At 59.2% G+C, this 22,414-nt stretch carries 24 protein-coding genes and 2 pseudogenes; 9 read left to right on the plus strand and 17 right to left on the minus strand.

The features are described from left to right. The first annotated feature begins 111 nt into the window (after nt 1–111). A complete protein-coding gene (locus tag LHFGNBLO_RS14620) occupies nt 112–234 on the plus strand; it encodes a hypothetical protein (protein ID WP_258608446.1) in 123 nt (40 codons plus the stop codon). A gap of 87 nt (nt 235–321) precedes the next feature. Here LHFGNBLO_RS14620 and LHFGNBLO_RS14625 read toward each other — a convergent pair whose 3' ends face one another. From LHFGNBLO_RS14625 to LHFGNBLO_RS14670, 10 genes and pseudogenes are all read right to left on the minus strand, one after another. Further along, nucleotides 322–1,110, minus strand: coding sequence for an alpha/beta fold hydrolase (locus LHFGNBLO_RS14625; protein WP_258609731.1), 789 nt, complete (start codon nt 1,108–1,110; stop codon nt 322–324). Nucleotides 1,111–1,529: 419 nt separating this feature from the next. After that, complete coding sequence (locus LHFGNBLO_RS14630; RefSeq protein WP_258608447.1) at nt 1,530–1,727, minus strand: tautomerase family protein; 198 nt, start codon at nt 1,725–1,727, stop codon at nt 1,530–1,532. Between the two features lie 296 nt (nt 1,728–2,023). Further along, on the minus strand, nt 2,024–2,242 hold the full coding sequence (locus tag LHFGNBLO_RS14635; protein WP_258608448.1) for a hypothetical protein: 219 nt from the start codon (nt 2,240–2,242) through the stop codon (nt 2,024–2,026). Between the two features lie 107 nt (nt 2,243–2,349). After that, nucleotides 2,350–3,165 carry an AraC family transcriptional regulator gene (locus LHFGNBLO_RS14640; RefSeq protein ID WP_258608450.1) on the minus strand — a complete coding sequence of 272 codons (816 nt, stop codon included), beginning with the start codon at nt 3,163–3,165 and terminating at the stop codon, nt 2,350–2,352. Nucleotides 3,166–3,464: 299 nt separating this feature from the next. After that, nucleotides 3,465–3,782: pseudogene (locus LHFGNBLO_RS14645) on the minus strand (IS481 family transposase); the annotation flags it as partial. Nucleotides 3,783–3,921: 139 nt separating this feature from the next. Beyond that, nucleotides 3,922–4,347 (minus strand): hypothetical protein, encoded by a 426-nt coding sequence (locus LHFGNBLO_RS14650; RefSeq protein WP_319944223.1) that lies wholly within the window; start codon nt 4,345–4,347, stop codon nt 3,922–3,924. Nucleotides 4,348–4,590: 243 nt separating this feature from the next. Next, nucleotides 4,591–5,088 (minus strand): hypothetical protein, encoded by a 498-nt coding sequence (locus LHFGNBLO_RS14655; protein ID WP_258608451.1) that lies wholly within the window; start codon nt 5,086–5,088, stop codon nt 4,591–4,593. Beyond that, complete coding sequence (locus tag LHFGNBLO_RS14660) at nt 5,085–5,675, minus strand: hypothetical protein (protein ID WP_258608452.1); 591 nt, start codon at nt 5,673–5,675, stop codon at nt 5,085–5,087. Before LHFGNBLO_RS14660 ends, LHFGNBLO_RS14655 begins: the two co-directional genes overlap by 4 nt. After that, nucleotides 5,668–6,243, minus strand: a complete 576-nt coding sequence (locus LHFGNBLO_RS14665; RefSeq protein ID WP_258608454.1) for a MotA/TolQ/ExbB proton channel family protein — start codon at nt 6,241–6,243, stop codon at nt 5,668–5,670. Before LHFGNBLO_RS14665 ends, LHFGNBLO_RS14660 begins: the two co-directional genes overlap by 8 nt. 40 nt (nt 6,244–6,283) lie before the next feature. Beyond that, the gene (locus LHFGNBLO_RS14670; protein WP_258608455.1) at nt 6,284–6,655 is read right to left on the minus strand and encodes a hypothetical protein; all 372 of its coding nucleotides are present in this window, start codon (nt 6,653–6,655) and stop codon (nt 6,284–6,286) included. A 254-nt stretch (nt 6,656–6,909) separates the two neighbouring features. Here LHFGNBLO_RS14670 and LHFGNBLO_RS14675 point away from each other — a divergent pair, with 254 nt between their 5' ends. The 4 genes from LHFGNBLO_RS14675 to LHFGNBLO_RS14695 all read left to right on the plus strand — a co-directional run bounded on the left by LHFGNBLO_RS14675 (nt 6,910) and on the right by LHFGNBLO_RS14695 (nt 10,805). Further along, a complete protein-coding gene (locus tag LHFGNBLO_RS14675) occupies nt 6,910–7,236 on the plus strand; it encodes a hypothetical protein (protein ID WP_258608457.1) in 327 nt (108 codons plus the stop codon). Between the two features lie 175 nt (nt 7,237–7,411). Then, nucleotides 7,412–9,301, plus strand: a complete 1,890-nt coding sequence (locus tag LHFGNBLO_RS14680) for an ATP-binding protein (RefSeq protein ID WP_258608462.1) — start codon at nt 7,412–7,414, stop codon at nt 9,299–9,301. 443 nt (nt 9,302–9,744) lie between these two features. Further along, on the plus strand, nt 9,745–10,062 hold the full coding sequence (locus LHFGNBLO_RS14685; RefSeq protein ID WP_258608464.1) for a hypothetical protein: 318 nt from the start codon (nt 9,745–9,747) through the stop codon (nt 10,060–10,062). A 527-nt stretch (nt 10,063–10,589) separates the two neighbouring features. After that, complete coding sequence (locus tag LHFGNBLO_RS14695) at nt 10,590–10,805, plus strand: hypothetical protein (protein WP_258608465.1); 216 nt, start codon at nt 10,590–10,592, stop codon at nt 10,803–10,805. A 557-nt stretch (nt 10,806–11,362) separates the two neighbouring features. Here the strand turns inward: LHFGNBLO_RS14695 and LHFGNBLO_RS14700 are convergent. The 5 genes from LHFGNBLO_RS14700 to LHFGNBLO_RS14720 form a co-directional block, all read right to left on the minus strand. Continuing rightward, nucleotides 11,363–12,421 carry a helix-turn-helix transcriptional regulator gene (locus LHFGNBLO_RS14700; RefSeq protein ID WP_258608467.1) on the minus strand — a complete coding sequence of 353 codons (1,059 nt, stop codon included), beginning with the start codon at nt 12,419–12,421 and terminating at the stop codon, nt 11,363–11,365. Between the two features lie 186 nt (nt 12,422–12,607). Continuing rightward, nucleotides 12,608–12,931, minus strand: a complete 324-nt coding sequence (locus LHFGNBLO_RS14705; protein WP_258608468.1) for an NAD-binding protein — start codon at nt 12,929–12,931, stop codon at nt 12,608–12,610. Nucleotides 12,932–12,939: 8 nt separating this feature from the next. Continuing rightward, a complete protein-coding gene (locus tag LHFGNBLO_RS14710) occupies nt 12,940–13,329 on the minus strand; it encodes a response regulator transcription factor (RefSeq protein WP_413774685.1) in 390 nt (129 codons plus the stop codon). 78 nt (nt 13,330–13,407) lie between these two features. Further along, on the minus strand, nt 13,408–14,106 hold the full coding sequence (locus tag LHFGNBLO_RS14715) for a response regulator transcription factor (RefSeq protein ID WP_258608471.1): 699 nt from the start codon (nt 14,104–14,106) through the stop codon (nt 13,408–13,410). Nucleotides 14,107–15,003: 897 nt separating this feature from the next. Further along, nucleotides 15,004–15,267, minus strand: a complete 264-nt coding sequence (locus LHFGNBLO_RS14720) for a hypothetical protein (protein ID WP_258608472.1) — start codon at nt 15,265–15,267, stop codon at nt 15,004–15,006. Nucleotides 15,268–15,497: 230 nt separating this feature from the next. Here LHFGNBLO_RS14720 and LHFGNBLO_RS14725 point away from each other — a divergent pair, with 230 nt between their 5' ends. Together LHFGNBLO_RS14725 and LHFGNBLO_RS14730 are read left to right on the plus strand one after the other, a co-directional pair. Further along, nucleotides 15,498–15,656, plus strand: a complete 159-nt coding sequence (locus LHFGNBLO_RS14725; RefSeq protein ID WP_258608474.1) for a hypothetical protein — start codon at nt 15,498–15,500, stop codon at nt 15,654–15,656. Between the two features lie 279 nt (nt 15,657–15,935). Further along, nucleotides 15,936–16,655: a helix-turn-helix domain-containing protein gene (locus LHFGNBLO_RS14730; protein WP_258608475.1), complete on the plus strand. Its 720-nt coding sequence runs from the start codon at nt 15,936–15,938 to the stop codon at nt 16,653–16,655. A 675-nt stretch (nt 16,656–17,330) separates the two neighbouring features. Here the strand turns inward: LHFGNBLO_RS14730 and LHFGNBLO_RS14735 are convergent. Both LHFGNBLO_RS14735 and LHFGNBLO_RS14740 read right to left on the minus strand, forming a co-directional pair. Further along, nucleotides 17,331–17,522: a hypothetical protein gene (locus tag LHFGNBLO_RS14735; protein ID WP_258608476.1), complete on the minus strand. Its 192-nt coding sequence runs from the start codon at nt 17,520–17,522 to the stop codon at nt 17,331–17,333. A 269-nt stretch (nt 17,523–17,791) separates the two neighbouring features. Next, nucleotides 17,792–18,764: pseudogene (locus tag LHFGNBLO_RS14740) on the minus strand (efflux RND transporter permease subunit). 744 nt (nt 18,765–19,508) lie between these two features. On the opposite strand from LHFGNBLO_RS14740, the gene LHFGNBLO_RS14750 reads away from it, so the two are divergent. Both LHFGNBLO_RS14750 and LHFGNBLO_RS14755 read left to right on the plus strand, forming a co-directional pair. Further along, the gene (locus LHFGNBLO_RS14750) at nt 19,509–20,831 is read left to right on the plus strand and encodes an HlyD family secretion protein (protein WP_258608478.1); all 1,323 of its coding nucleotides are present in this window, start codon (nt 19,509–19,511) and stop codon (nt 20,829–20,831) included. Further along, on the plus strand, nt 20,828–22,414 hold the full coding sequence (locus LHFGNBLO_RS14755) for a DHA2 family efflux MFS transporter permease subunit (protein WP_258608481.1): 1,587 nt from the start codon (nt 20,828–20,830) through the stop codon (nt 22,412–22,414). The genes LHFGNBLO_RS14750 and LHFGNBLO_RS14755 overlap by 4 nt, the downstream gene beginning before the upstream one ends.

The raw sequence follows: 22,414 nt of genomic DNA on the forward strand, positions 1-22,414 counted from the left end.
CAAATGGAACCAGGCCCCTGCCCTTCCACACTTTTATCATTTCAGGATCGGGCGTCATGGTTTCATGGTTTTGCGTCACATGTTGCCGGGCGACGGTGCGCATCTGTCTGCGTGAGCGACGACGCGTCGACAGATATCTGCCGCCTCGATGAGAACGAGGATGCCGCCGATCATGCGCGCCTTCGGCAGGCCGCAGTCTTCGTAGTGATCAACTGGATCGCCGCCTTCAGGTGAGCATTGGCAATATCGATCCTGCCGAGTTGACGGGAATGCAGCCCTACATCCCTTTATCTTTGTGCGGCCAGGTGGCGAAAGCACATGTCAGGCTGGTGCTCGGTGCCGTCCCGCGGCTTTCAGGATCAGCTGGGTGATCTCGCGGGGATGGGAGATCAGCGATAGATGGCTGGACTCTATTTCAATGGTCTTGGCGCCCATGCGCTTGGCCATGAAGCGTTCCAGGTCGGGATTGATCGTCCGGTCTTCCGTCGAAACGGCATAGAAACTTGGCCTTGACCGCCACGCCGCCTGCGTTGTCTTGCCCGTGAGTAGAGCCTTTTGGAACGGCTCCTGAACCGCATAGAGGGCCTTCGCCTTCGCTACAGGCAGATCGCCCGCGAAGTCGCGCAAGAACGCAGCTTCACTGAGGCGCCCCTCATCGCCGTCGAAGACAATCCCGGCGGACGCGGGTGGCGTCGGAAATGTCTTGGCCAATGCCGTGTAATCTTCGCCCGCATCCGGCGCCCGCGCGGCGACATAGACAAGGGCGGAGACGTTCGGATTCATGCCGGCCTCGGTGACGATCATGCCGGAGAACGAGTGTCCCACCAACACCGTCGGCCCGTCCTGCCGCGCCAGAACCCGCTGCGCTGATGCCACGGCCTCAGGCAGGGTCGTCAGAGGATTCTGCACGGAGGTCACGTTGAGACCCACCGCCTGCAGGCGCGGGATCACCTCGGACCAACAGGACCCGTCGGCGAACAGCCCGTGCACGAGGACGACGTTGCGCGCCTTCGGCGCAGCGGGAGTTGCGGCCCTGCCACGAGTGGATATCAGCGAAGCAGCAGCGCCTGCAACCAGGGCGGCTGAGAAAGTACGTCTGTTCATCATGATCTCTCTTCCATCTATGTACGGGCTTGCCAGAATCTGTCTGGCGCGGGCACAGCGGTGGTGCACCGAATGTCGACATGTCGACGTTGCCTAGTCGTTCACCGCCTTTCGGTTACGCCGATGCAATCCAATTGCGCAGGTCCGCATGCTGTAGAAAGCATCGGCTGTGTAACTGTGTGGGTCAGCCGCGCGCTTGACCGTTGTTGCCGTCAACGGATCGGTCTTGCTCTAATCTGCCGCGAACCCCGGACGAGATCGGGAATGTGGGGCGCTTCTCATGGCCGCCGGCTTGACGAAGCGGTCCGACAAATGAAGTCGCGCAATGACGTCAAGGCGGCGCGCTATGCACCTCCGCTCTTTGCCTTAGACGGGCGCTTTTGCCGGCGCAGATGGGTGAGATCGGCTATGCCACGATTGGGCTGTCAGGCATCCGCCGTCGCCTCTCGTTCGATCGACGCAGCAGGAAAGCGCGGGAGGTTCGGTTCCACCTCGTGGAAGATGAACAGGACGTCCTGAGGCGCGAGGTGCAGGCGCTCGCCGAATAGTCTGACCGCTTCGTCCGCAATAGTGGCGGCCGTTCCTGCCGGCCTCCCTCTGAAGATGATTACCTCAACGACCATGAACCGATCGGTTCTGTCCCATTGCGTAGTCGGGGAAGCGGGGATCTACCAGAAGGTCATCCTGGCAGACCTCGAGAAAGCGGTGAAAGCGGTCGGGCTCGGTGATAGCCGGCGGCCACCTGGCTTCCAACATTGCCTCCGATAAGCAGGACTTGTCGGCGGCGCTGAGGCCGCGCCGGACGGTGAAGGTTACAAACGGCATCGCCAGTCTTCATGGTTTAGGATGTACCAATTGCGTTGATGCGCTGGATGCGTGCGCCTCTCATCGACAAGTAGGCTTCCGGGAAGAGATCTGGTTAAGGTTCGTCGGGCACACTAGGAAGCCCCAGCCGCACCCGTTGGCCGGCCGCAAAATTCTTGGCGTGCACCTCTAGATCAAACAGACACTGAGTGGCCTCGCCGTCCACAGTGAAATGCACAACCCATTTACCATGGAGGTGTTCGATGGCGACCGTGGCCGGCTGCTCATGGTTGTCGGGCGGGGCGGCGGCAAGCAAAGTCAACATACTCGACATTTGAGTTCCCCTTGCAGATTTCAGAAACTTGCAGCCGCTATGCTATGGACGGGTTGACCATTTGGTTCATGAACGAGACGGCCAAACGTGGAACGATCGGGCCGAAACTATTCTCGCCTGGTTCGGCGCCATGTCCTTGGCGTAAGACCAGAAAGCCGGGCAAATGCTCTAGAGAAGTGGCTCTGGTCTGCGAATCCACACTCCAAAGCGATAGCGCTGAGCGAAGCGGGGGATTTCTCGAGGAGGTGCTTTGCTTTCTCTATCCGGCGGTATTGCAACCATTGATGAGGTGCCATCCCGGTCGACTGACGAAACGCTCGCGTGAAATGCCTTCTCGATAGTTCACACGATTGCGCAAGGGCGTTCAGCGTGAGGCCGCCCTTGGTGTTCGCATCGATCAACTCTTTGGCTCGACGCTCTTGCCATGGTGCCAGACCGCCTCCCCATTGCCGTGGCAATAGCGCGACGTTGCCGTATTTCTGGGTAAGGTGAATCGAGAGCGCCATCGCGACGTGATCGACGAATAGTTCGGGAGCTTCCTCCGGTCTTGCGAGGGCCGGGCGCATGGCCAACAACAAGTCGCGGGCGACCGGATCGCGAACGGTGCCACCAACTGTATGACGAAGTTCCTGGATGTGCCTCGGGATATCCCCTTCGTCAGCCATGGCCACAAGCGCTTTGTGTGGCAAGTAGAAATCCACGGCGTGGAATGGGTCTCGTAGGTCAGAAGCTAAATTTGTCGTTAAGTCGAAGATTGCGATATCGTCGGTATCAAACCCCTTCGGCAGTATCAACCGACCATCTGCGTAGAGGTCGAAATCGTCGGCTTTTTTTAATTGGAGGGCGACCAAAAATGCGTCTTCGCGCACTGCCTGGGTGATTCCGGCGTTGCGACGTTCGCAATTGAGCTCGAGGAACGCCATGCCTGTTCCCCGAGCCGCGCGTGTGGTCAGCACCGGTGCGTCCGGCAGACCGACCGCCACGAGGACGGGATTCTTGGTAGACGCTGCCTTGGCAGGATGGGGCATAGGATGACCCTCTCCACAAGCAAACGGTAGCACAAGTCGCGGGTTGTCCGAAAGCGTGACCTCATCCACCCCTAGTTGCGACTGACCGGTCTGGGCCACTTGCTATGCGAGGCCGATTTCGTCATTGCATTGCCTGCCGGCACCGCTGCAGCTGCGATGGTTGCTGCCCCAAACTGCGTACGAGCATGGCGGATTGTCTTGTCGCCGGTTATGCGATGACCGACCGCTTCGAAACGGCCGAGTGTCCTGATATCGAGATGGATGAGTTCGCCCGGGTGCGCCGCTCGTAGCGGGCGCACCGGTTCGGCCGACTCGATATCCTTCAGCCGAGACAGGCCAGCCCGCTTCAACACCCGGCTGACGGTGGCCGGCGAGACACCGACGGCAACCGCGATGTGCTGACCAGTCAGGCGTTGCCGCCGCAGCGCGACAATGCGCTCGACGGTGGCTGCCTCGGTCGAACGGCTCCACGGTGGTGTGCTTGTGCTGAGTTCGTCAGACTTGCTGTCCCGCGGCTTCGACGACGTTCGCAGGACTTGGTTGGCGATCGTAGAAATTGCCCAAGTCCAAGGCGGAAAGGACAGACTTACACCCGACAAGCATCCTCACAGAGCCAGTGCGTCCTCTTTGGACACGCTGGCTCTGGTGACTTCAGTTCGGATAAATTCCGCTTTCGGCATCGTCGTCGTTGATGGCGAAGCCATTGCCGGTATCGACCTGGAGCGTGTGGTCGAGATTATCGAGCCGGCGCAGCAAGTGCCGAGATTGGGCAGCCGGTATCGTGCCACGGTCCTCGGCGGCCGTTCTTTCGGCGGCTTGGGTGATATGGATTGCCCGCATGTGAAGCCTTTGCGCCTCGGCCGGCGTTATCGTGTTCTGCTGCCTTGCGTCAGCGATACCTTGGTCCAAACCCTGCGCCTGATCGACAATCGCGGTCGGCGTCTCGTTGGCATAGGCGCCAGCGAACGGAACAGCGACGAGAAGGGCGGTGAGTGTTACTGCCTCAAGAGTCTTGAAAGAACGCATGATTGCGCCTCCTTTCTTACTGGGGAAGGGGGCGATTGCTTCGCCTTCCATCTGCGGGCCGTCCGGTCCCGTCGCGTCGCGGTGAGCGGTTCATCGCCGGCGGTTCTCAGCCCACATCACAGCTAGGAATGCGCCGCGGCAAATTGTAAGTATCAAAAGGATTATCCTCCACGCCTTGTTGTATGCATCAGGGCGCCCTGCTGGGAACCGTCGTGGCGCCTTTCGGCGGACAAAATAGGCCGACCGTGCTATCCTCCCAAGCCGCAGGAGGGGAATAGGAAGCGAAAACTCGCTTCACGACCCCGGCTGCGTATAGACGAGGGGGCTTACGCCGCTCTGATAGTCCTTTACCGGCAGGGCCGGTTGCGGCAGTGCGTAGAACATCGGCTCACGGGTATCGAGACTTGCGTCCGCGCTCTGCATCTTCATCTCAACCCCAGTACCGTCGGCCTCCGCCTTGCCCATCGCGTCTTGCAGTTGTTGCGCGGCTTGCTGGCTCCATGGCAGCACATAGAAGCGCGGCTCACTCGAGCCCGTTGTGGTTAGCCATACGTAGATGGCTTCGTTCTCAACCGGGACGGCGCCCACCACCTGGGCTTTTGTCGGGTCGCGCCACTCAAGCGTCAGCGGCTTGGGACGGCCAAGAAGCTCGCTGGCACCGACATAGACGACGGTGATCAGCGCCAGGAAGATGCCTACCGAGAGGATGCGGCGGGCAATGCCTGCATGCGGCAGGATGACGAAGATGAACGCGCCCAGCAGCAGGGCGAATATGGCGGGAGCGATCATCATTGGGTGGCCGCCACACGTAGGGGTTTGAAGATGCTGTTGATGCTGCCTGGCACCAGTTGGCCAGTCGAATCGAGTCGGAATCTCACGGCGGTAAGCTCCTGGTTGGGCTTGCGCAATTCGACCTTCGTTGTGGCCAGCGGTACTGACGACTTGGTGGGATCGCGCTTCACATTGACAGTTATCTTCACCGGGACGGGATACTTGACGTTGACGCCGCGATACATGTGAACATTGACGACGTACTCGCCAGCGGGAGCTCCCCGCGAATAGCCGACTTCATGGTTGGAGTCGGTCATGTCCTGCGCCATCCCCAGGTCGTCGCGCAGCAGATCGAATACCCTGCCGCTCTTGTTGGAGTAGCCGACCGGCACATCGCCGGGCGCCTGGACCCACAGATCGACATCGGCGTCGAGCTTGTCGGGCCACTGCGTCTCAACGGTCACGTTTCCGGGCGATGTGACGCCCTCGGTTTCGCTCGCCTTGGCAGGCGGGTTCATCACCGTCATCATGAGGACCGTCATGAGGACGAAGCCGCCGAGCATCAGGAGAGCGGTGTCGAGCCAGACAGTGAGAGTTTCCTCATCCATCGAAGTTCCCCAGCAGGCGAAGATTGATCTTCAGCCACAGGTTCGTGGCTATCCCCAGCAGCGTCGCATAGAGCGCGACATACATGCCGTCGATCACCGACGCTATCATCGGCCGGATCGCATTGGGGTCGGCCGAGCCGCCAGCGCGCGCCGCGGAGAAGGCGACGATGAGCCCAACCACGGTTCCGAGCAGCCCGATCCGCACCACATGGGTCGCCAGCCAATCGACATCGCGCCAGCGTCGAAGGAAGACGCACAGTATGCCCAGGGCACCGATGGCCGCGATGAACCAGCACAGAAACGCGTTGTCGCCGGCGAACGGTTTGCTGGCAATGCCGGCGACCCACAGGCCGACGATTCCGGCGACGCCGATCGCCTGAAGAACGATGAACCGCGACAGAAACGCGAGCGGAGCCCCGTGGTCGGAGTGCGTGTCCGACAGCCTACGGGCAACTGTGTGCGATCCCAGGTCAACTGCCTGCTCTGGCCAAAGCTTTTGACCTATTGGGACGATGCCGGGCCGCGACTTGTGCTGCAGTACGCTTTCGCGGGAATAGATATCAACCATCTTCGCGTTCCTTCTTTTGCGATCCACGCGGTGCAGGCGATCAGGCGCCGCGCTCGCCTTTGGCACCGACACGCTTCAATTCTTCCCAGCCTTCGCCAACTGCGACGAGACAGCTTGGGCCGTTCGGCTGGCTGATAAGAATCGTCCAGGTCTCGCCATCGTCGCTGGTCAGCACTTCAATCACCGAGCCGTTCTTGGCCAGGCCGAGAGCAACGGGCGCTTCGTTGAATCGTTTGGAAAGTTGCTTCAGGAGTTCTGGCCGAGGGGCGCAAGGGGGCATTCCGCTCGCCGTGGCTGCTGGCGATGCGGCCGCCACCGGCATCGCGGAGATGGCGACCAGCGAGACTGCCGCGCCCAGCGCTTTGATACGCGTCAACGAAAAACGTGATTTCGACTGAACTTGGTTGGACATCGGGACCTCCGAATTTGGACGAAGGCTGATCTCTCAGCCAGCCCTGCGGTTGATTCAACCTTCGTACCAAGGGTGTACTTGTCTGCACCTGCTGTTAGCTTTGCAGACTACTGTAGGAGTGGGGTGCCTTCCATTCTACCAGGGTTTACTCGGGTATCTGATCAGGTTGGGAAGCTCAAACCTTGGTATGAGAGAGATCCGCGATTTCCGCCCGGACGCCAGGATGCTGTGCGAATTGGAAGACCCGGCCCTTTTTGGATGTCATTGTCAAGAACGTGCTTGGCTGGGCGTCGAGGCCTCTCGGTCGCTCGGCGTTCACGGGCAAAGCGGTGCTCGTCGTCTCCTTGTCGGCGGCTTTAGCGCTGGTGTCCGCGCTTAGGCACAGGCCAACGCGGCGCGCCATCCAGTCACGTCCCGTTCTCGCTCCGCAGGTCGGTATAGGCAGCGTCGCCGACAAGATCAGGGACGGACGATTGACCGACGAGCCCAGCCTGCGCTTCGCCTTGTCGGCGATTGATCCCCTGATCGCCCTTGGCCCAGCTGTTCGGCAGGCCGAGTATGCCCACCGATGGCTGAACTGAGGGGACCAAGGCGCTCGCGCCTCTTCGGGCCTTTGCCAGGGATGCCGGTTTCATTGCTATTGCCAAGCGTTGCGTCTCCATGGTTTTAGTTCTCACGGGGCGCCAGGATAGTTTGACCGTGCTCAGCACCTCACTGCGTCGATTTCCCGCCAGCGTGGAGCAGCCGTGAAGTCTCATGAGCTGCGCAGGCAAAAAAGGCACGATTGCAATGGCTCAAATGCTGTCTCCGCCTGCGTCCGTCAGCACAACCCTCTTTCCTGTGGCTGTCGGGTTGCTTGCCATCGGGATTTTCACAGTCGACACCCTTGTCCTCAGGCCGCATGCGACAGCGGCGCTGTACGCTGTTGTCGTGCTTCTGTCGGTCAACTTTCTCCATTGGCGCGGTGTGTTGCTCGTATCGCTGGGATGCGCCGTACTGGCAATCCTGGGCTATTTGGTGCAGCACGGTCCTTCCTACACCGGTGACCCCTTTGTCAGGCTTCTCGTCAGCCTCCTGGCGACTGGAACGACGGCGTTCCTCGCCTTGAAGAATCAAGCAGGAGCGGCCGTGTCGCGCGAGCGTGCCCGACTTCTGGACCTGACGCACGACACGATCTTTGTTCGCGACATGAATGATGTCATCACATACTGGAATCTGGGAGCGGCGGAACTCTACGGATGGCAGGGCGATCAGGCGATTGGCCGGGTGTCTCACCAGCTCATGGAGACGATCTTCCCAGCGCCGCTTGAAGAGATCAACGCGGAGTTGCTCCGCACCGGCCGCTGGGAAGGAGAACTCGTCCACGCGAGGCGAGACAGGCCTCCGCTGGTCGTCGCAAGTCGATGGTCCCTGCAGCGGGATGATGGCGGACGCCCTTTGGCGATCCTCGAGACCAACAACGACATCACGGAACGTAAGCGAGTGGAAGAGGCGCTGCGGCGAAGCGAAGCCTATTTGACCGAAGCGCAGAGATTGAGCCGCACCGGGAGCTTTGGCTGGGACGTCGCCACCGGCGAGATCATCTGGTCGGACGAGACTTTCCGGATCTTTGGATACGACAAGGCTCCTTCTGTCACCATAGACATGGTCGTTCAACGTACCCATCCGGACGATCGCGCTGCCGTACGACAGACCGTTGACTGTGCGGTCCGCTACGGGAAGGATTTCGCTCATGAATATCGTTTGCTGATGCCGGATGGCTCCGTGAGGCATGCCCACGCCGTGGCACACGCGACGAAAAACGCGTCGGGGGACGTGGAGTTTGTCGGGGCGATAACGGACGTCACGGCAACCAGGAGGGCAGAAGAGGCTTTGCACCGGTCGCAGGCGGAACTGGCGCATGTCACACGCGTGACGACGTTGGGCGAACTGGCCGCCTCGATCGCCCATGAAGTCAACCAGCCGCTCGCTGCCATCGTCACCAATGGCGAGGTCGGTCTGCAGTGGCTCGACCGCGAGGTGCCTGATCTGGCCGAGGTCCGTGAGACTCTTCGTGATATGATCAGCGATGGCAGGCGGGCGGGCGAGATCATCCATCGACTTCGCGCGCTTTCCAAGAGGACCGAAACCCAGAAGGTGGGACTGGATATCAACGACGCGATCAGCGAGGTGATCCCGCTGGTGCAGCATGAAGTGCTCAGCCGTCGGGTGTCGCTGCGCCTGGAACTGGCGCCGAAGCTGCCAGCCGTGCTCGGTGACCGCGTCCAGCTGCAGCAGGTGATCATCAATCTGATCGTCAACGGCATGGAGGCGATGGCGCCCGTCATCGACCGGTCACACGCGATGGTAATCCGATCGCAACTGGACCACGCCGGCCAGGTGCTTGTCGCGGTCGAAGATGCCGGCGTTGGCATCGACCCGGCGAATGTGAGGCAGATCTTCGAGCCCTTCTTCACGACCAAGCCCAGCGGCATGGGCATGGGGCTATCGATCTGCCGCTCGATCATGGAGAATCATGGGGGCAGATTGTGGGCCTCGCGTAATGCCGGGCATGGTGCGACGTTTCAGTTCGCCTTGCCGCCGCATCACGATGTCGCCCGTGATCTGGCTGACGCAGCTGGCGAGGGCGCCGACGGCGGAAGTTGAAGCTGTAGTTCCGCGGGCAAACAATCCGCACCAATCGGTTGCCCTATCGGGTAAGGACCTTTGTGACTGGCCACGACGACCGCAAAATCGGAGCGGGGTAGGGCATCAGCACACAGGCAGAATCCTGATCCATGCATCCTGCGCTCGACTGGGCATTCGACCCCTGCTGATAACCGCAAGAAGTAACCAGCCGCCGCAACCGAGACCAAGCCTTTCGACAAACCTGCCGGTACTTGCTGCCGACCGTGATGAAAGGCGCCTCGGGAAGTAAGCAAATGATCGTCGGACTCATCGGATAGGGCGGCTGCGCGGCGATGGCTGCACCCGGTTCAAAGCCGACCACGATTTGATCGTCTACAACCCAGACCCATTCCAAGGTCTGTTGGCCGTCGCAGTTTGCGGCGGAAAAACAACAAGGCCGAAAATAACAAAGGAGACTGCAAATGGGGCGCAATCTAGGATTGTTGTGGATTCCATCCACCAGCGCCGGCGTTATCATATCGGTCTGTCTCGCCGGTACCGTTGCGACTGCCACAGCTCGGGGCACCGTCGCGACTGCGACAGCCCAGGGCACCGTGGCGACCATCGTGGCCGACCAGGTGCGAAGCCAGGGCTCCCCTTGCAAAAATCCAAGCTCCGCGGAGCGCATTGAAGCTGAGTCCGCCCCCAACCAGACCGTCTACCTGCTCAAGTGCGAAGACATGACTTACCACGTGCAGTTGGTTCCAGATCAAGCAGCTGACGTGGCCAAAGTTGATTGAAGCCCTTTGCGCCACACTACGATCCATCGGGCAAATTGCCCGGACTCAGCGCATCGCCAACAATGATGCCGAATACGTCGAGCCACGGAGCATGCTAGCCGAGTTGGGGGACGATAACCTGCGTCTCACGTTGGCGAGGCGCGAGGTGCATAATACCTGCGACGACTAGCATGACGTAGCAACGGCGAGCCTTCTTGAGGTCTGATCGACGAGACCGAGCAGCGCACGTGATTTCTCTACGAAATGCTGCACCGGCCGCAGGGTTCGAAAAGCTGCGCTCTGCTTGCTGTGTGTGTGCGGCTTGCGAAGTCGAGTGTTATCGACGCACTTGGGCATCCATACTTATTTATACACAAAACCATACCTTGATATATTACAAATCTCTGCAGATCGACACTAGGTATTCGATGAAGGCCGGGAACTGTAAGGACGAGATGAAAGTCTCGTTTTGACGGTTCCCGAGAGCCTGTAATCGGAATGCGCGGTCGACAAATAGCCGCCTTCCTCATCGAAAAGGACATGTAATCATGCGTTCTATCACTCTGAAGGCGGCGCTTGCCGCGATGATCATCACCGTTCCGCTCTCCGGAGCCTTTGCCGCCCAGAGCGGCAGCGAGGGCGGTCACGGCAGCAGCGCTTACGGAGACTTCGCCCAGAAGGGTTGGTTTGACGGCATTGACTCGTTTCACCAGTACCCGACACCTCTGGGCGTGAAGCACTTCCAGAGCCCCTACCGGCGTTAATCAGAAGGCGTCGGCGCCTGTTACAGCACCCGCCGCTATGCAGCGGCGGGTGATGTCACGCCAGGATTTATCCCAGCCGAGTTCGTCGAGCCGTGCGGGTAATTTGGTAGCCGGAATTGTCCTGTCGGCTTGCTTGTGAGGTCTGTCGGCGGGCTGTCCGGACTGCGCCTGTCTCCTTGCATGTCCCGCGCTTGCGACAGCCTTTGCAGCCGGCTGTATTTCTGGTGATGGGCTTCGGGCCCGCGCTGGAGTCTTCAGTTTCGAGATCCGCCTTTTCCTCAGGGCTCAATCAACGGGCTCGCTTTGCCAGCAACCGTCGAGGAGACCTTCGCATGGCCCGGCGCTCCATCCTCGATGTTGGAACGCGACACGGCTAGCGATGCATGATGCATATGGAGACAGTCGGGTGATGAACGCCGGCGTCACGCCGCCTTGCGGACCCTTGAAACATCCAACTGGACTCGCCGGAAACAAAACGCCAGTTCGGCGGCGGTAAAACAACCTCGAAGTATGCTCTCGGACTGCGCAATTTCCGGCCAAACCGGGTGGGCCACGGCCTATGCGAGGCTCCGCTGATAAGCGCTCGGAGTAAGACCGGCCGCCTTTCGAAAAGCGGCCGTGAACGAGCTGGTTTCGCTATATCCGACAGTCAATCCGATGTCTGTCACCGAATGAGCGCGCGTCGCGAGGAGACTTTTGGCATGCTCGATTCGGCGGCTGGTGTGATACCGATGCGGAGGCACACCAAATGACAGTTTGAAGGAGCGGCAGAAATAGTACGGACTCAACCGCGCAAGGCGCGCGAGAGTGGCTAGCGGTATCGGTTCACCCAAATGCGCGTCGATATGCGCCGTTACTATCCGCTTCTGCCAAGCCGCGAGTCCGCCTGGAGGCTGGGGCTCGGCTCTCGGCTTTCCTTTGTGAAAACGGATCAATTCATGAGCCAGGATGATACCCAGCGCTTCCAGGTACCGCTGGTTCTCCAGGTTTGGGCTTTCCAGCGAATTCATCAGTTTGAGGGCTGTGCCCAGAAGCGTTGCATCCTCAAAGAAAAGCTTCGCAGCGAGCGCCATATCTGCCGTGTCCGCGTTGAGCGAGACTTGCAGCTTGGCAGGATCAAAATAGACGAACATGAGACGCGCAAACGTCCGCGGCTCATGCCATTCAAGGTACTCGCTGCCGGCGGGCACGAAGGTAAGCTTGCGGCCAAAATCCTGCAGTTTCGATGGGGATAGGCCCTCGACGAAGCTATCACCGTCTCGCCGCGCGCCCTGTTCATAGACCACCAGCAAGTGCATAGGCGCACGAAACCGAAACTCGATTTTGTCATGACCTGCGGCTTGGACTACCTCAGCAATTATCCCATCCGAAACCGCTGCGCGACAACTCGCGGCGTTGGCAGAAGATATCTCGACGCAGCAATCGGCCACCTCGACGGTCCGCCGCCCGAACTGCGCGTACGCCGCGAGGTCGTCGGCGCGTTGTGCCTTTCTGCCGTTGAATGGAGCGCGCCAATCTTCCAACAATGGGCCCGTTTGCTCCAGTCGCGGAGCTTTGCCCGAGAAGGTCATAGTCGCAAGTACATCGATGTCGCTGGGGGCAGAGTTCGTCAACATGGCTTGGCGCACATCCTTCGGGCTATCCCGTCTGATGTCAGCGTAAAGCGCCGGTGATGATTTACTCCATTCTACGTCAGTAGGCGGCTCTAGAGTTTTGGTTTGAACTGCTCATACTTTGGTTTGGATTGGACTCGCAGCCGATAGTTGCGACGATATCGTGCTTGTGGCTCGCAAGTCGAACGGTCAGTTCATACCGGCGTCCTTGGCAGCAAGACCGCCGATCGCTCCCCAGTCGAGCTTGTCGCCTCCTTTAGCCAACAAGGTAAGAAACCGGTCGCGAAGAAGGCTGGCGATCGGCATCGGCATGCGCAAGTCCTCGGCTGCCGCCAGGGTAAGCCGAATGTCCTTGGAGCCTAGGGGTGCTGCGAACGCGGCCGGCTCGAAAATTCCGTCGGCGATCAGTCCGCCATAGACTTTGTAGACCGGGAGGCCAAACAGGGTCGAGGTCAGAAAGTCGATGTATTGCCGCCGGTCGAGACCAGCTTTGCTCTCGTGTCGGCACCGCATTGATCCGACTACTCGGATTCCCGCAAAGCGCCGGATAGGCAGTCGATCAGCGCTTTGCCGTCGAACGGCTTGGTCAGGAAGCAGACCGCCCCGGCTTCCAATGCTCGTTTCCGGCTGCTCTCCTCAGGAAAAGCCGAAATGAAAATGACAGGCACTCTTATGCCTTGGGCGATCAGGTGAGCCTGCAGGTCAACGCCACTCATACCTGGCATCCGGATGTCCGTGATAACGCAGCCTGTGTCCCCGACGTAGGGAGACTCCAGAAACTCTTCAGCCGATGCAAACGCATGGACGAGAAACCCATGAAGGCGCACGAGTTTTGCGGTGGCCATCCTGAGGGATTCATCATCATCGACGATTGAGATTATCGGAACGCTGGACAGTTGACGACCTCTCAAGAAGATTATGCGACGACTCCTCGTCGCGAGTCTACGACCTTAGCCCAATCAGCGCTGACCACGAATCATACAGAGGTTTTATTGTTTGGTACGGGGTAGATGGAGAGCCTCGGCCATTCTCACCAAATCAGCCAAAGTCTTGGCACCCATTTTTTTCATGACGTTGCCGCGATGTATTTTCACGGTGATCTCGCTCAGCTCTACCTCGGCCGCAACCTGCTTGTTCATGAGCCCAGTCGTAACCAATGCCATGATCTCCCGCTCGCGCGGACTCAGGGACTTGAAGAGAGCTTGCAGACCAGATACCTCTCCGTCCTTTTCACGCCTGCGTCGATCGCGATCGATCGCCGCGACAACAGCATCGAGGATGTCCTGGTCTCGAAACGGCTTGGTCAGGAAATCGACGGCGCCGGCTTTCATTGCTCTCACCGACATCGGAATATCGCCATGACCGGTCATGAAAATGATTGGAATGTGGATGTTTGCTTTGGCAAGTTCGCTTTGAATATCAAGACCGCTCACCCCTGGCAGCCGAACGTCGAGTATGAGGCAGCCCGGAACATCCGGGAGCTTGTATTGCAGCAGTTCCGCTGCTGATCCGAAGACCTCTGTGTTCAGATCCACCGTGCGAAAAAGCCTCTTGAGGGCTTCGCGGAATGAAATGTCGTCCTCGACGATGAGGACGATCGGCCCATTGCCGCGCGCGACTGGGTCATCCGTGAGCAACCGACCGGTCAATGCTGTGTCTCTTGATACACGGCGGACCTTGCGTTGCATGGGCCCGTCGCCGACATCGCCTGGACTATCGAACAAGGGGAACACCGCCCTAGGCGCATTCTGCGGAGCGTTACCGTAACGAAGGAAAATCTCGTGTTTTGGCTACCCGGCATGTGCCGCAATGTCCCAGCTAAGCCCAGTCGCGAGGATAAAAGCACTTTCAGGAACGAACGGCAATTCGATTGCGAAGCCAGCGAAAAGGACGCGGCCCAGGTCCCTTCTGGGAACGCGTCCAGAGAGATCGCGCGTTTGCCAACTCGGGCATGGTGTTTTGCCCCATACAAAACTAGCGGGGCTTTTGACCGGTTTAAAGACGCGTTTTGATGCCTCCACAAAAACGCGCGAAATCCGCAACCAAGATGCAAACTTGGCAATAACGAAGAAGCGTCGTCGACGAAAAGCACTAGATTGGGGCCGGCGTTGCGATCAGTTGTGTCCCGCTCTCATTCTACAACATGATGGCCAGCGCTCCGACTCGTACCAAATTGATCCGTCGGCCGCCCCCCTCCCGCCCGCTGATCGATTGTGAGGGTGCTCTTCCCCCCGAGAGCGTTTTTCACCGTGCGAGTTTTTGGGCCGATGACAGGGTCATCGGCCCATTTTCCTTGTGTCTCCCAAGAGGTTGGCCGGCTGTCGATGGTGGTGGCTCGGTTTCATCAAGCTGCATGCCGTGAAGACTTGATATGCGCGCGCCGCATGTCCACAAGGCAAGGCAGCATAGATTCACCGCCACGCCTTAGACCAGATGGCAGGCCGGCACCGGGAGAGCGGCAAAAGGTGCCGCTGCCCAACAAAGCGTAAAATGGCAACGCCGAACGCAACCCGTTCGAAATGATGGCACTTGTCCAGCAACCAGCCTCAACCACAATCACCGTTGCGAGAAGCCAGCATCTCTCGTCAAAACCCATCCATGCCCGAAAAAAGGCCATCGACCGAGGGATACTTGTCGGAGTCGCTCTTGAGTTGTGCTGGGGGTGGCGCAGTCGATCGGGCAGCGGGTGCTTGGAGATGCCGTGGCAACGACGCGTGGTTTCTGGTTTCCTTTCGCACGACAAGGTCGAACTTCTGCTGCGCCTGTGGCGGCAGCGAACCTGCGGCGGCGGCGCCAGCGGTGGACAGAAGAATTGCCGCGAGAGCGGCCTCGATGAAAAAATTGCGCATGTCGATGTCACCTATTATGTCGTTCTGTTGCCCAGCTCGGCAAAACTCCGATGGGCAATTCGGCTATTGTTCATGCCGACGGCATTCATCTAGGTTCATCAACAGGTTTGCCATATTATACCAAGCGCATTCAAACTAGATTTAAGAGATTATCTCCATAAATCGAAAGAATGCCAATCAGATCATCTCACGCCAAGCGACGTGGGACAAAGGCGAGGAGTTAGCCGCTCTTGCACTGGAAAGCATCCAACCGCCTGATAAATCCGCGCTCCAGCGTGATTGTGCTGGCCCTGATGACCATGTCTTCGTCGGCGTTCTCTATTTTGGGGGATCCTTCATTGGCGACGCAGAATGCGGTGGAACTGCGCAACAAACAGATCGTGCTTTGACGTTGTAGACGCCACACCGGACGTCCATCGGATTGCCGTGACAATTCCGGGTGAGGCCGAAGATACTATACCTAGGTATATCCAGGCCAAATCATTCGCATAGGTCGATTGCCATCGGTAGAATAGCCGTTCAGAGCCGAAATTGATTATCTAAAATCCATAGCGGTCCAAAAATCGCCAGCACGACCGACAGGTGGGGCGCCGATGCTCCAGATATACCTGTGCGTTCCATTTTTTTGGAGACTGCGTCAATGAGACAGGTAAATCTGATACTATTCAGTGTCGGACTCAAGAGAACAAGGTGGTTCGGTCGACCACCCGACAAAAGCCAATTTGCTGGATGCGGTCCTGCGCCTGCTCCCGAAAGGAATGGCAGTGCGCTTTCTCGGGATCGGCAACGACGATTTGCGGCGTCGTTTGGGAATTTTTTGCGATAAGGCGGGGTCCGATCGATGTCTGTTTCTGGACCTCCGCACGCCGGCAGACTCCGCGATGGAGGAATTGGCCCGCGCCCTGCTTAGAATCGACGGGATGGACGAGCATTGTGGCGAAATCGACGCTAGCGTCGTCGGACTGGCGATCGCCGCACGGCTTCTGGGCCATGGCCATCGCCCACATCCCTTTCGGCCAAAACGCAGTTGTGGAGCTTTGCAGGGATGGCGGGTCAGGTGCGTCCTTGAATACATCGATGCGAACCTGGCAGAGCCGATCACGCTTGGCGATCTCGCCACGCTAGCGGGGCTCTCACCGATGCACTTCGCCGCCCAATTCCGCATGTCGACCGGCATTCGTCCTCATGAATATTTGTTGCGGCGTCGTATTGAACGAGCACGGGAACTCCTCTTGCAGCATGATTCCTCGATCGTTGAGGTCGCGCTCAGTGTCGGATTCCAAACGCAATCTCACTTCACCACGGTGTTCAAACGTTTCATGGGTGACACGCCGCATCAGTGGCGGCGCTCAAACCACATGGAGATGCATCATTTGCCGGCGAAATGATCACCGCACAGTAGGGAAACAGAGGTTCTCGCCGCAATGTCCTTGCGCTCGGAGGGGGCGACGCCGCGGCAGCGGCTGCCATGCGACGTTTCGCACTCCGATGAGCCGCCCCAGGGCGTACGGGCCAACCTCCTGATCGGGATACGAAGGCTGTCGCGCGAGCCAGGCGCAAGGCAATCGTCAAGGCGAGCGAACAATGCTGCGACGGTCTCGACAACGCGAGTTTCCATCTAGTCGTGAGACTTTGCGGTGACGGTCGCCTAGGCCCTACCGACAAGTTCACCCTTCACGTCAGGCGTTCAAAATAGAGGGCGGGGACGATCCCGGCGGCGGTGGGAGTTGGGGACTATCTTCTCGGCCCTTCACCCGCAGAGCCTGCGCTGGGCGTGGATGGGACATCGTCTTCCTCTGTGAACCACAGCAAGGCGATCAACAAATCGGAATAGATGACGAAGCAAATCACGAACGATCTGGCGACCAGATCCGTGCTCGAGCCCACAAGCACGGCGAAAAAGCCGAGAGGCGCGACCATCATGACGAAGAATTCGAACCGGCTCTCACCGAGACGGCCGCGCCGGCATGACGGCCGGATCGAATTCCTGGGTGCCATGCGTTGAAAATCCTATGGAGTCTTGCGCTCAAGCAAAGAGATGTCTTTCGAAAACGCGCCCCAATTCAAATTTCGCCCGTTGCGCCGATCGGCTTCACAGTGAAGTCAATGACCGGCGGGGCAATCGCTGGTCTCTTGCGAGTGGCGGCAACTCCGCTAGCCGCTTTGTCCAACAGCATTCCCCAATAACTGCTCTGCACAAACAGATTATCCACCCATACTTGTGGATGATTTACGTCGATGGAAAACATATGCATGCTTGTTATGCTTTTCTTGGTGCGACTAATTGCTCTGGTGCGAGTCGATGATTTTCAAAAGACGCACAATTATCTCGGAATTTCACAAAACGCTTCTGTACGATGCGTTTCAGGTCCGCCTGGGAGGCGGAGATGGAGCAACAGAATGGAATGCCTGAGCTGCGCGTGTGAGGTGAAACTGCCTCACCAGTACTACTTCTGCTCCCCGGAATGTTTCGACGAGACGATCCGCAACACCAACTGGAGGATAATGAGCGAAGGACTTCCGCCTAATGGTCGTCTTGTTGCCAGCCAATCCCGCGCTGGGCTCGGTCCCAACGTCCCACGTCCCAGTTCGTCCTCCCGAGGGCAACTCCGGCCAAGCGTCCGAGAGGTGACACAATATCTGGCTGGGCATGCGGCCGACCCGTCTCGATCACATTGGCACCAGGCAGGCGCCGGATAGCCATCAGGATGGCGGGCTTCTTGTCGAACCAACCTGCCACAAAATGGTTCTCAGGCCCGTCGATCGCGGTACCGATGTCACGGATACGGACAGGGGAGCCATTGCGATAGGCAATGATGATATCATTGTAAGGGTCAGGTTTGAGCAGCTGGTCGTTGGTGTTGAGCGTGAAGGTTTGACGCGGGCTGTTGAGCGTACCCTTCGCACTATCGACGTTGGCCTCGCCGAGCACGTTGCGGACATCTTCGAGCACGATGCCGCGGGCGGCGAGCGCTTGCGGGTTGATCTGCACCCGGATCGCTGGCTTCTGCTGACCGCCAAGGCCGACGAGGCCGACGCCCGAGACTTGCGAGATTTTCGGCGGCAGGATGTTTTCCGCATAGGCATCGACCGTCGTCAGTGGCAGCGTATCGGATGTCAGGGCAAGCACCAGGATCGGCGTATCCGCCGGATTGACCTTGCGGATGGTCGGCGGATAGGGGATGCCCAGTGGCAGAAAGGGCTGACGGCATTGATCGCCGACAGCACGTCAACCTCCGCGCTGTCTACGCTACGGCTAAGGTCGAACTGAACGGTGATCTGCGCACTGCCAAGCGCACTGGCCGAAGTCAGCTGGGTCACCCCGGGGATTTGGCTCATCTGTTGCTCGAGCGGCGTTGCCACTGAGGAGGCCATCGTCTCAGGATCGGCCCCGGCAGCTGCGCCGATACCTGAATCGTGGGAAAGTGGACGTTCGGCAGGGAAGCGACAGGTAGAAGCTGGTAGGTCGCGAGCCCGCACAGCAGCAGACCCACCATCAGCAGGCCTGTCGCGATCGGCCGGTGAATAGAGGGGGCCGAAATATTCACGGGATCGCCTGCTGCACCGCGCTTTGCAGGTCGGCTTGCTGAGCGACTGTGGCGTGCAGCACTTGGACCGGATACCCTGCGCGAGTCTGTACTGTCCGTCGACCACGACGGTTTCGTCCGCCTTGAGACCCGAATCGACGAGGACTTCTCATCCGGTCAACTGCGCGACGGTGACGGGCCGTATCTGCGCAGTTTCATCAGGAGCGATCAGGAGCCGTTCGGACCTTGCTGCACCGCGCCAGATGGAGGGGAAGCGCTCTTCCCTAAAGGCGACTAGATTTCCCATTCGCACGCCGAACCAGAGCATGTGACGTTGTGCAGAGGCACTGTCTGAGAGAAACTTTGTTGTTCGCTATGGATTATTCTGGCGCGTCCGAGCAAACGCATCGGCGAAGATCAGGTCTTCATTGCAAACCAATGTATGAGCCTTTCAGACTTCTACTTCATTCTCCTATACCTCCGTGGGATGGATCGCGCGGTCTATGGGCCTTTAACGTACGTTGAAGGAGAGACAGCCAACTACCCGAATAGCGGATTGATCCTCAGCATTAGCTCGTGACCGCTGGTTCCAGGATGGCAATCGGCTTCCGCCGAGGGCCTGTCTGGGTCCCGCGTGCCGACAGCGGTCGTGCCAGGCGAAAGCGACAACATCGGGAAAACGTCTCAAGTCAGTCCGCATGAAAGAGGCGCCCGATGTCCCAGACGGCCAGGATCAGTCCACTCCGCCCAGCCAATGGCGAGTCCAAGGTGCTGCCAGCGAGCGCCCCTATCCGCGAGATCGCGGCAGGCACAAAATCGCTTGTCACCGATGCTCGTGTCCGGAACTGCGCTATTTCCATAACCGCCGATAGCCACCCTGGTGAAGGCGTATCCGACCAGCAAGTGTCTGGTAGCCTGCCGCCCGCCGAGGAGAAGCTTAAGGCGGCTGTCGAAAGTGAGCAGCGCGCGCGCGGACCAGACGGTTCAGACACAGGACACCGGGGGCGCAAGCCAGCTGTCTTCATCGTCGGTTTCATTGTCCTGAGTGTTCTTGCCCTCGGCGGATTCTACTACTGGTATGCGAACCTCAACCTGGTGAGCACGGATGACGCCTATACCGATGGGCGGGTTGTCACCCTCGCGCCGCAGGTTTCGGGCCTCGTCGTGTCGCTTGACGTGACGGACAACCAATATGTCCACAAGGGTGATCCGCTGATCCATATCGATCCGCGCTCCTACACGAGCGAGCAGAATCGGGCGCAGGGCGCGCTCGACAGCGCCAAGGCGCAAGCTACAGGGCAACGGCTTTTGGCCGAAATCGCTCGCAAGAATTTCCCCGCTTTGTACCAACAGGCCCAGGCCCAATTGCTGACGGCACAGGCCAATCTGACCAAGGCTCAGGCCGATTATGACCGGCAGAGCAGTCTGCCGAAAGCCGCGACGACGCAGCAGGAGGTCGACGCGGCATTGGCCGCGCTGCGCCAGAGCAAGGCACAAGCTATGCAAGCCGAAGCCCAGGTTCAGCTAAGTTCACCGGTCGAGCAGCACATCGGCCAGAGTGATGCGCAGGTCGACCAACTGGCCGGGCAAGTCGAGCAGGCTCAAGCGCAGCTTGACCAAGCAGCGCTCAACCTCTCCTGGACGGTCGTGACGGCGCCGCAGGATGGCTGGATAACCCGGCGCAACGTGGAAATGGGCAACTATGTCACGCCCGGGCAGCAGATTTTCTCAATCGTTTCGCCGGACGTCTGGATCACCGCCAACTTCAAGGAAAACCAGCTTGACGGTCTGCGGCCCGGCCAGAGCGTGAAGATCGACGTGGATGGCTATCCCGGGCTCGATCTGCGTGGTCATGTCGACAGTGTGCAGATGGGATCCGGCTCGAAGTTCACCGCCTTTCCCCCCGAAAACGCCACCGGCAATTTCGTAAAGATCGTTCAACGCGTGCCGGTCAAGATCGTCATCGACAGCGGGCTCGATCCCAAGGTTCCGCTGCCTCTCGGGATATCGGTGGTTCCGACGGTGACGGTTCGATGACCAACCCTCCAGCCGACGCCGGCACGGACTGGAAGCCGCGCTACAATCCATGGCTGATCGCCATTTCGGTGACACTTGCCGCCTTCATGGAAATCCTCGATACGACGATCGTCAATGTTGCCTTGCCGCACATTGCGGGCAGTCTCTCGGCGAGCAATGACGAGGCGACCTGGGCGCTCACGTCCTATCTGGTGGCGAACGGAATCGTGCTGACCATTTCCGGCTGGCTGAGCAATCTCTTAGGGCGCAAACGCTATTTTCTGATCTGCATAGCGATGTTCACCGTCTGCTCGTTCCTGTGCGGAATAGCGACGAGTCTCGGTGAGCTGGTCGTCTTTCGCCTGATGCAGGGTTTTTTCGGCGGCGGCCTGCAACCGAACCAGCAGTCGATCATCCTGGATACGTTTCCGCCGGCCAGGCGCGCCGCCGCGTTCGGCGTCACGGCGATCGCTACGATCGTGGCACCGATCCTGGGTCCAACGCTCGGCGGCTTAATAACCGATCAGACGACCTGGCGGTGGATTTTCTTCATCAATGTGCCTATCGGCATCCTCGCGGTGTTCGTGAACTTCCTTCTCGTCGAGGACCCGCCATGGGTGAAAAACAGGAGGCGACGGGGGCTCGACTACATTGGCCTGTCGCTCATCACGCTCGGGCTAGGATGCCTGCAGATCATGATGGACCGCGGCGAAGACGACAATTGGTTCGGGTCATCCTTCATCGTGGTCATGGCGGTTCTCGCTTTCCTCGGTATCACCGGCGCGATCGGCTGGCTGCTTATTGCCAAGAAACCGATCGTCGATCTCGACGTTTTCAAGGACAAGAATTTTGCTGCCGGCTGCGCAATGATCGGGGTGACCGGCGCCGTCCTCTACGCCAGCGCCGTCGTCATTCCACAACTCGCGCAGCAGGTGCTTGGCTATACCGCAACTTGGGCAGGGCTCATTCTCTCGCCAGGCGGCATCGTCGTCATCATCCTCATTCCACTGGTCGGGCGCCTCATGACCGTCGTCCAGGCGCGGTTCGTCGTCGCTACCGGCTTTTTCGTGATGGGATGTGCGCTCTTCTGCTCGAGCCACCTGGCGCCGAACATCGATTTCTCGACACTCGTGCTGATGCGCAGCTGGCAGGCGGCCGCGCTCGCGTTTCTGTTCGTGCCGATCAGCACGATCACCTATCTCACCTTGCCACGCGAGCTGAGCGGCGATGGGGCTGCCCTGTTTTCGATGGCTCGCAACGTGTCCGGGTCGATCGGGATTTCCACCGCGACAGCGCTCGTTACCCGGCGGAGCCAGGTTGAGCAGTCCTATCTGTCGGAATGGGCCTCGCCCTTTCACCAACCCTACAATGCGCTGGTGGCTCAATACGAACATTCGTTGCTGGCGACCGGCCATGCCGCGGGGTCGGTCCATGGGCTGGCGGTTGGAGAGGTCTACCAGGTCTTCCGAACGCAAGTTGCGGTTCTCGCCTATTCGGACGTTTTTTTGTTCTTTTCCCTCGCTGCCTTCTTCGCCGTCCCCTTCTGCTTTCTGCTCTCCGGCAAGAAGGCTGCCGGCGGGGTGGGCACCCGTCACGTGGATTGA

It is taken from the genome of Mesorhizobium sp. AR10, from assembly GCF_024746795.1.
In the GTDB taxonomy this organism is placed as follows: domain Bacteria; phylum Pseudomonadota; class Alphaproteobacteria; order Rhizobiales; family Rhizobiaceae; genus Mesorhizobium.

Excerpts from the sequence above, each read along its gene's own strand:
- LHFGNBLO_RS14735 (WP_258608476.1), bottom strand. The coding sequence starts at position 17,522 with ATGCATATGTTTTCCATCGACGTAAATCATCCACAAGTATGGGTGGAT.
- LHFGNBLO_RS14635 (WP_258608448.1), bottom strand. The coding sequence starts at position 2,242 with ATGTCGAGTATGTTGACTTTGCTTGCCGCCGCCCCGCCCGACAACCAT.
- LHFGNBLO_RS14705 (WP_258608468.1), bottom strand. The coding sequence starts at position 12,931 with ATGCGGTGCCGACACGAGAGCAAAGCTGGTCTCGACCGGCGGCAATAC.
- LHFGNBLO_RS14630 (WP_258608447.1), bottom strand. The coding sequence starts at position 1,727 with ATGGTCGTTGAGGTAATCATCTTCAGAGGGAGGCCGGCAGGAACGGCC.
- LHFGNBLO_RS14655 (WP_258608451.1), bottom strand. The coding sequence starts at position 5,088 with ATGATGATCGCTCCCGCCATATTCGCCCTGCTGCTGGGCGCGTTCATC.
- LHFGNBLO_RS14680 (WP_258608462.1), top strand. The coding sequence starts at position 7,412 with ATGAGCTGCGCAGGCAAAAAAGGCACGATTGCAATGGCTCAAATGCTG.
- LHFGNBLO_RS14695 (WP_258608465.1), top strand. The coding sequence starts at position 10,590 with ATGCGTTCTATCACTCTGAAGGCGGCGCTTGCCGCGATGATCATCACC.
- LHFGNBLO_RS14720 (WP_258608472.1), bottom strand. The coding sequence starts at position 15,267 with ATGCGCAATTTTTTCATCGAGGCCGCTCTCGCGGCAATTCTTCTGTCC.
- LHFGNBLO_RS14715 (WP_258608471.1), bottom strand. The coding sequence starts at position 14,106 with ATGCAACGCAAGGTCCGCCGTGTATCAAGAGACACAGCATTGACCGGT.
- LHFGNBLO_RS14670 (WP_258608455.1), bottom strand. The coding sequence starts at position 6,655 with ATGTCCAACCAAGTTCAGTCGAAATCACGTTTTTCGTTGACGCGTATC.
- LHFGNBLO_RS14685 (WP_258608464.1), top strand. The coding sequence starts at position 9,745 with ATGGGGCGCAATCTAGGATTGTTGTGGATTCCATCCACCAGCGCCGGC.
- LHFGNBLO_RS14640 (WP_258608450.1), bottom strand. The coding sequence starts at position 3,165 with ATGGCGTTCCTCGAGCTCAATTGCGAACGTCGCAACGCCGGAATCACC.
- LHFGNBLO_RS14650 (WP_319944223.1), bottom strand. The coding sequence starts at position 4,347 with ATGGAAGGCGAAGCAATCGCCCCCTTCCCCAGTAAGAAAGGAGGCGCA.
- LHFGNBLO_RS14755 (WP_258608481.1), top strand. The coding sequence starts at position 20,828 with ATGACCAACCCTCCAGCCGACGCCGGCACGGACTGGAAGCCGCGCTAC.
- LHFGNBLO_RS14750 (WP_258608478.1), top strand. The coding sequence starts at position 19,509 with ATGTCCCAGACGGCCAGGATCAGTCCACTCCGCCCAGCCAATGGCGAG.
- LHFGNBLO_RS14660 (WP_258608452.1), bottom strand. The coding sequence starts at position 5,675 with ATGGATGAGGAAACTCTCACTGTCTGGCTCGACACCGCTCTCCTGATG.
- LHFGNBLO_RS14665 (WP_258608454.1), bottom strand. The coding sequence starts at position 6,243 with ATGGTTGATATCTATTCCCGCGAAAGCGTACTGCAGCACAAGTCGCGG.
- LHFGNBLO_RS14700 (WP_258608467.1), bottom strand. The coding sequence starts at position 12,421 with ATGTTGACGAACTCTGCCCCCAGCGACATCGATGTACTTGCGACTATG.